Source organism: Mesorhizobium sp. M4A.F.Ca.ET.020.02.1.1 (genome assembly GCF_004022645.1).
GTDB lineage: Bacteria > Pseudomonadota > Alphaproteobacteria > Rhizobiales > Rhizobiaceae > Mesorhizobium.
On record NZ_RZOI01000226.1, the window covers coordinates 1 to 7,969 of the forward strand.

5 protein-coding genes and 1 pseudogene are annotated in these 7,969 nt (G+C 64.1%); 2 read left to right on the forward strand and 4 right to left on the reverse strand.

Annotation, left to right across the window (positions count from 1 at the left end; all coding sequences use genetic code 11):
- From EN742_RS39390 to EN742_RS15955, 4 genes and pseudogenes are all read right to left on the reverse strand, one after another.
- A pseudogene (locus EN742_RS39390) lies at positions 1 to 174 on the reverse strand (ABC transporter permease); the annotation flags it as partial.
- Complete coding sequence (locus tag EN742_RS15945; protein WP_127405900.1) at positions 171 to 1,136, reverse strand: ABC transporter permease; 966 nt, start codon at positions 1,134 to 1,136, stop codon at positions 171 to 173. The pseudogene EN742_RS39390 and the gene EN742_RS15945, both read right to left, overlap by 4 nt.
- Positions 1,133 to 2,632 (reverse strand): sugar ABC transporter ATP-binding protein, encoded by a 1,500-nt coding sequence (locus EN742_RS15950; protein ID WP_189375363.1) that lies wholly within the window; start codon positions 2,630 to 2,632, stop codon positions 1,133 to 1,135. Before EN742_RS15950 ends, EN742_RS15945 begins: the two co-directional genes overlap by 4 nt.
- Before the next feature lie 27 nt (positions 2,633 to 2,659).
- A complete protein-coding gene (locus EN742_RS15955; RefSeq protein ID WP_128333011.1) occupies positions 2,660 to 3,712 on the reverse strand; it encodes an ABC transporter substrate-binding protein in 1,053 nt (350 codons plus the stop codon).
- Between the two features lie 235 nt (positions 3,713 to 3,947).
- Between EN742_RS15955 and EN742_RS15960 the strand changes: the two genes are divergently transcribed.
- Complete coding sequence (locus tag EN742_RS15960) at positions 3,948 to 4,745, forward strand: IclR family transcriptional regulator (RefSeq protein ID WP_128333012.1); 798 nt, start codon at positions 3,948 to 3,950, stop codon at positions 4,743 to 4,745.
- 614 nt (positions 4,746 to 5,359) lie between these two features.
- Positions 5,360 to 7,873 (forward strand): cadherin-like domain-containing protein, encoded by a 2,514-nt coding sequence (locus tag EN742_RS15965; protein ID WP_128333013.1) that lies wholly within the window; start codon positions 5,360 to 5,362, stop codon positions 7,871 to 7,873.
- The last annotated feature ends 96 nt before the right edge of the window (positions 7,874 to 7,969 follow it).

Genomic DNA, 7,969 nt, shown 5'->3' on the forward strand with positions numbered 1-7,969 from the left:
GCACACGGCGCCGAGTTCGACCAGATAGCGCAGATGGCCATAAGCGCCGAAGCCGCGCGACGCGAAGCTCGCCCCGATCCAGACTGCCGCGACAATGGCCACGGTGAGGAAGGGCCGGCTCTTCAGGATCGCCTTGGCGCGCTTGCCGCCCGCGCTTTCGTTCCAGGCTGTCATGGCTGCACCTTACGGAATTGCGGGATGGCGACGGCGCCGATGATGATCAGCCCCTGCGCGACATACTGCGCCACCGGCGTGAAGCCGAGGAAGAACATGACGCTGATCATCAGGCTGAGCAGCAGGCTGCCGGCGAGCGCACCGCGCATCGTGCCCTGGCCGCCGAGGAAGCCGATACCGCCGAGCACCGCGGCGGCGATGGAGTTGAGCGTGAAGGCGTTGCCGATCACCGGATCGCCCGAGCCCGTCTGCGCCGCGACGAACAGGCCGGCGCTGGTCGAGAGCAGGCCGCTGATCGCATAGGCGGCGACGCGCGCCATATCGACCGGCACGCCGGACCGAAAGGCGCCGACCGGATTCTCGCCGGCGGCGTAGAGGCTCAGTCCCAGCGGCGTCGCCAGATAGAGCTTCCAAAGGAGAACGATTGCCAACAGAAGCGCGAAGGCCGCTGGCGTGTCGCCGGCCAGCAGGTCGGACAACCATTCCGGAATGGAGCCACCCGGCCTTGGCAGGATCAGCAGTGCGGCGCCACCAATGATGAAGGAACCGGCGAGCGTGACCACGATCGCCGGCAAGCGAAGCCGCACTACGATCAAGCCGGTAACGGCTCCGATGCCGAGCCCGGTCAGCGCCACCGCGGCGGCGCCGCCGGCGACGCCGAGTGGCCCGGCCATGGTGGTCGCGGCGATGACCGCCCCGAGACTGACGGTGGCGCCGATCGCCAGGCTGATGCCGCCCGTAAGCATGAGGATCGCCTGCGCCATCGCCACCAGCGCCAGCGGAAACCAGCTCTGGGTGAACTTGGCGAAGCCGGAGGCCGTGAACAGGCCAGGAAACAGCACGCCATAAGCAATGAGGAATGCGAGCACGACGACGAACAGGCTGCGCACGCCGATATTGCGGCGCGCTTGCACCGGCCAATAGAGGGCGCCGGCGGTTTTCGCCGGGGAAGAAGTACTCATGCCGCGACCTTCTGTCTCTCGGCGCCCATCGCCGCCGACACGATGGCTTCCTCGCTCAGCGCCGCGCGTTCGAGCGTGGCCGCGATGCGACCTTCCCGCACCACCGCCACACGGTCGCACAGATGCACCAGTTCCGGCGTGTCGGAACTGAGCAGCACGACGGCCTTGCCAGCGGCGGCGAAGGCGCGCAGCATCAGATAGATCTCGCGCTTGGTCTCGACATCAACGCCGCGTGTCGGGTCGTTGAGCAGCAGCACCAGCGGATCATGCGACATCCATTTTGCCAGCGCGACCTTCTGCTGGTTGCCACCGGACAGCGCCTGCGCCGGCCGTTCGAGATCGCCCTTGATGGCGAGCTGCGCGGCAAGGCCCTTTGCCGTCTTGCGCTCGGCCTGGCGGCTGCGCAGCTTCAGCGCCGGCAGCCGCGCGAAGGCAGGCAGCATCATGTTGGTGATGATCGGATGGATCAGGTGCAGTCCCTCGCGCTTGCGGTCGGCCGGCACGTAGGCGAGGCCGAGCGCATTGGCCTTCGGCACACCACCGGGCAGGCCCGGGGCACCGTTGACGGTCGCCGACTTCGTCCTCGCCGGGATGGCGCCGTAGAGGCCGAGCAACAGGTCCTCCTGCCCCTGCCCGACCAGGCCGCCAATGCCCAGCACCTCGCCCGTCCTGATGTCGAGATCGACGTCGCGCATCAGGCCGGCCGCAAAGTTGCGGACCGAGATGGCGGTGGCCGGCGAGGCGGAAGCCTGCCACTTGGGAAAGAGATCGCCAGGGTCGCGACCGACCATCAGTCGCACCAGCCCGGCGGCGTCGGTTCCGTCCAGCGAGCGGTCCGCCGTGCAGGTGCCGTCCTTGAGGACGGTGACATGCTGGCAGAGCGTCATCACTTCGTTGAGCCGGTGCGAGATGTAGAGGATGGCGATGCCTTCCCGGCGCAGCCGCGCCAACAGATCGGTCAATATTTTCGTCTCCGTCGCCGACAGCGACGAGGTCGGTTCGTCGAGGATTAGCACGCGTGGCCGGCGGTAGAGCGCCTTGGCGATCTCCACCATCTGTCGGCGCCCGAGCGGCAGTTGCCCGACGGGCGTCGACAGTGGCTCGTGCAGCCCGACGAGGTCGCACGCCGCCCTTGCCCGGGCGGCGAGCTCATTGTAGTCGACCAGGCCGAACCGCTTCGGATAGGCGCCGAGGCCGATATTCTCGGCGATCGAAAGGCTGGCGGTCAGGCTGAGCTCCTGCTGCACGACGGCAATGCCGGCCTGCCGCGCCAGCGCCGGCGTCATGCGCGCCACCCCGCGCCCGTCGACGTCGATCGTCCCGCCATCCGGGCGCAGCGCCCCGGACAGAAGGTTGATCAGGGTCGACTTTCCGGCGCCATTCTCGCCGAGCAGCGCATGCACGCGGCCCGGCTGGAGAGCGATGGAAACGTCGCGCAAGACCGGATTGCCGAAGAAGGCCTTCGACACCCCCCGCGCGGCTAGGAGCGGAGCCATGGTTGTCAATGCTACAACCCTTCCGGCCTATTTCTGCGCCAGCAGTTTCTTGAACAGCTCCTCATCGTAAGGCGAATAGATATAGCCGTCAGCCGGGAAATCCTTGGCCCGGGCGAGGTATTCGTCAATGTTGGAATTGTCGATCACCGGCAGCGGGATCTTGACGAAGGCCGGCACGTCCTTGCCTTCGAGCGCCTGGACGGCGGTGTAGGTAGCGAAGGCGCCGAGCCAGTTCGGCTGCATGGTGGCCCAGCTCTTCAGGCCCTTTTCCTTCCACAGTTCGAGGAACTGCCGAGCGTTCTCGCCGGTGATCGGCACCTGGTCGCGGCCCTGCTTGTCGAGTGCCAGCACCGCGCCCGCCGACAGCGCGCCGCCGAGCGACAGGATGCCGTCGATTTCGGGATTGGCGAACAGCAGGCTGGTGACGGCTTCCTGCGCCGGCGCGACATTGTAGGGTGTGTTGGTCTCGGCCAGGATCTTCACGTCCGGGTGGGCCTTGAGCTCGGCATCGGCGCCCTTGCGGCGATCGTCGCTGACCGAGACGCCGGCCGGACCGTTGAGGATCAGGATCTTGCCCTTGCCGCCGATGGCGTCGATCAGGAACTTGGCGGCCTGGTCGCCCCACTGCGAGGAATCGGTGTTGACCTTGGCGGTCACCTGGTCGGTGTCGACGAGGCTGTCGAAGTTGATAATAGCGATGCCCTTGGCGCAGGCATCGGCGATAACGCGCGCCGGCGCGGTCGATGAGCCGGCGATCAGGATGATGGCGTCGACATTGGAATCGATCATCGACTGGATCTGCTGGATCTGCACGTTGGCGTCGCCCTGGGCGTCGGTGACGACCAGCTTGTCGACCAGCCCCTGCTTCTTCAGCGCCTCGACCTCGGCCTCGATGGTGCCCTGCGTCTGCTTCATCCAGGTCGGCACCGAATAGATGCTGGCCCAGCCGATCGTGTACGGCGCCTTGCGGTCGCCCTTGATGCATTTAGCGGCGGCATTGGCCTGCGAGCCTACGCCCAAGGCCAGGACGAGACCGAGGCAAAGGGCGCTGGCGGATGCGAAAAACGGCGATTTCATCATGACTGTTCCCCTTCAGTGGTTGTGTCCGGGCGTGCGGAGTCGGGACGACAAAACCGCCGGTTGCCGCGTTGCGGAACCGCCCGTTTTTTCGTCTGGACTTCTCTGTCCGGCTCGTTAATCTGTCCGGTATTTCAGACATCGTGCCTGTATATCGGACAGTCGGGATGCTAGACCGAGCCTTGACATCTTTCAAGCGTCTTGAGACGAGGACTTAAAATGATTTTGGACGGCCGAAATGAGCGATAGCGCGACCGATCTGATCGAGGCGGGTGGCGCTGCACCGCAAGGCGGCGAGCGCCGCCGCGGCATCGACCGCGTCATCATGCTGCTCGAGGCGCTGCTCAGGCATCGTGCGCCGGTGCGCGTCGGCGACCTCGCCAAGATGATTGGCGCGCCGCGCTCGACCACCTACGAGATCGTCAACAGCCTGCTCGAAGCCGAGATGCTCGAGAATGTCGGCACCGAGGGCTATGTCTATTTCGGCCGCGCGATGCACCTGTTCGGCTGGGCCTATTCGCATCACAATGCGCACTACCGTCGCATCCTCGAGACGCTGGACAGGATGGCCGCGGAGACCGGCGAGACCGTTCAGATGTGCGGTCTGCGCGGCAACAAATATGTCGTCCTCGACTGCCGGGATTCGCCCGGCCCGTTCCGCATTTCCAGCGATGTCGGCGTCGAGGTGCCGATCCCGTGGACGGCATCGGGACGGCTTCTGGTCGGCCATATGAGCAGGGAAGAGCTTGGAGCTTTCATCCCGGCTGACGACTACAAGCTTCCCGACGGCCGCATCATCGCACCCGGCGAATTCTTCGCCGATGTCGAACTGGCGCGCGAGCAGGGCTTCAGCGAGACATCGGCGCTCGCCGACCGCTTCACCTGGTGCATGGCCGCCCCGATCCGCGACGGCCATGGCGCCATCAACAAGACGCTGTGCTTCGTCCTGCCCGTCGACACGCCGCAAGCGCGACGAAACGAATTGCTGGCCTTGCTGCGCGAACGCGCCGGCGGCCTGTCGCTGGCGGGAAGCTAGATTTTGCCGACTGCCGGCGCGTGGCCTATGTTCCGGGATGCGTCGATAGCCGCGCGACTGGTCCTGCGGCCATGCGCCGAATATCAGTAGCGGCCCTAATATTAACTGTTATGCCAAGCAGGATGTTGACGCCTGACAGGGTTAATAATACCCTAATATAAGCGTCGAATAAAATGGCCCCCGACCGGCAACAACGGGTTAAGCGACGCTAAAGGGGCTAGGGGAAACACAGCACGGCGGCCAGTACCGCCGCAGCCATCACCTTTTGAGCCACAGCCCGCCCGTGACTGGCCACACATTGTGCTGGCCATCGCTGGGCGTCGGCATCGAGGCCTTCGGGTGCGCTGACACAATCGACATGTGCCGGAATCTGCGTGCCGGGCGTGCAACATTTTCAGTCAAGAAGCGGCTGGTCTTTCAATGGGGTCGACAGGCGTTGGGGGCGTCTGTCGTTAAACACAAGGGGTGAGAAATGGCTACTCAGGTCACCGGTGCCGGCGGCACCACGACGTCGTTTTCCAATACACCGCAGGCGAAAGATGACGCTTTAGGCTACTCCGGTGATACGGTCGTCATCGCTTCCGCGTCTCAATCCACAGTCTTGGGAGGTTAACATGGGCGCGAGCGGCAGCAGCTACGTCGGCGTAGTGACTGATGGGGATGACAAGCTTATCGGCGGGAGCGGGACCGATATCATCATCGCTGGTGACGGCAATGACTATGTTAATGGCGGGTCTGGCGCCGACACCCTGGACGGCGGAAGCGGCATCGACACTCTTCTGGGTGGGTCGGGTGCTGATACTCTGATTTTCGTGTCATATGAGAACCAGTACCGCTTAGGCGGCTCCTATGACGGCTCTGCACTGACCGGCGGCTCCATATACAACGATGGCGTGCAAACCGGGCTAACGTCGTTCACCGGATATGACAATTATGACGGTGGCAACGGAACCGTAAAAGGCGGCACGGCCGAGATCGACACGCTCAAGATTGTCGTCAGCGTCCAACAGTCGAACGATGCCGCATTCATGGCTGCGCTGAACGCTGAGGTCGCTTATTTCAAGAATATCTGGCTTCCGGCCCACGTGAACAAGAGCACGGGCCAGGCGGACCAGTCCGTATATGAATTCAAGACGATTAACCTCAAGATCTCGGCGATCGAGAAAATTGCCCCGATCACGGTCGACCTGAGCACCAATCATGCCCCTGTGAACACCGTGCCCGCTGGCACGCAGCTTGCGAGCGAGGACGTATCGCAGCCGATCACGGGAGTGTCGGTATTCGATCCGGACGGCGGCATCCTGACCACCAGCGTCTCGGTCTTGAACGGCACGTTGACGGTCGTCCCGGTCGGCGCCGCGACAGTCGGGGGGAACGGCGGGGCCACGGTGACCATCACAGGTACGGCCGCTGAGATCAATGCCGTATTGAGCAGCATCACCTATACCGGAAATCAGGATTACAATGGGCCGGACCAGCTCAACATCACCACCACCGACGCGTTGGGCGCCAGCGACGCCGATGTGGCAGCTATCAGTGTAACCCCGGTCAACGACGCGCCGACGACCAGCCCGGTGACGCTGGCGGCGATCGCCGAGGATTCGGGGGCGCGGACCATCACCCAGGCCGAACTGCTGGCCAATGCCGGCGACATCGAGGGCGACGCCCTGGTTGCGAGCGGCCTGGCGATCTCGTCCGGCGGCGGCACGCTCGACGACAATGGCGACGGCACCTGGACCTACACGCCGGATGCCGATGACGACACCTCGGTGTCGTTCTCCTACACCATCACCGACGACGGCACGACCAACGGCGGGGCGGACCCGCTCAGTGTCGCAGGTTCGGCGACGCTCGACATCACCCCGGTCAACGATGGTCCGGCAGCTGTCGGTGACACCATCATCACCAACCTCGCAGCCGGGAGCACCGTCATCATCCCTGAGTGGGCACTCATTGCCAACGACCCCGCTTCGGCAATCGATGTCGCGGGCGTAGACTCCGCGACGGGAGGCACCGTCTCCCAGTCGTCGGGTTCCGGTGCAAACGGCACCGTGACCTTTGCCGACACCGCCCCAATGGGTGGGACTTTCACCTACACAGCTACCGATGGAACGAGTGCCGGCGCACCGGCCCTGGTGACCGTCATTCAGGATGCTTTGGGTACGCTCGACGGGACCTCGGGCGACAATATCCTCATCAGCTCGAACGGCGGAGCGACGCTCGTCGGCGGCGCGGGTGACGACGTGCTTCTCGGCGGCAGTGGCAATGACATCTACCGGTTCGGACTGGCAGACGGCAATGATATCATCTCGGATGCCGGCGGCGGTGGCGACAGCATTGAAATCGTGACGAGTGCACCTGTGGACAGCACGGCAATCGGCACGCTGAACTTCGAAAGGGTGGCCAACGATCTCGTTATCAATGCCGGGACCACCGAGATCACCATCCGCGATCAATATGTCGGAAGCAGCAACGTCGAGAGCATACAATTCACAAACGGCGGCACCGTATACGGCTATGCACTGAGCACATCCGCATACAGGCTGCAAACGTCCTTATCAGGCGCCGGCACTGATGACGTAATCGCATCCACTTCGGCGGGTCAGGCTCTAACGGGGGGCGCCGGCAACGACCTCCTTTTCGGGAACGGCGGCGACGATAGCACGATCAACGGCGGCAACGGCAACGACCTCATAGTTGGCGGGACCGGGAACGATACGCTCTTGGGGGCTGGCGACAACGACACTCTCGTCGGCGGCGACGGCAACGACACGCTGACAGGCGGTGCCGGCGTCGACACACTCACGGGCGGCATAGGATCCGACATTTTCAACTATGGCTCAATCTCGGAGTCCACACCGGCAAGTTTCGACACCATCGCCGACTTCGTGCATGGCACCGACAAGATCGACCTGTCGTCGATTGACGCCAACACGGCCAGCGGTGGCGACCAGGCCTTCCTGTTCGGCGGGCAGAACGCGGCTACTGTCGCCAACAGCATCACCTGGTCGGAGGTCGGCGCCAACACGATCGTTCGTGTCGACGTCAACGGCAACGCGACGGCGGATTTCCAGATCACGCTGACCGGCACCGGGCTTGGCCTGACGGCGAGCGACTTCGTGCTGTGATGAATGAGGAGGTGAGCCGGCAGCCACGCGCGGCTCACCTCGTTTCCCGCCGGCCGCGGGTTCTGCTTACGAATTAAGGTTTACAGCAGGTTTACG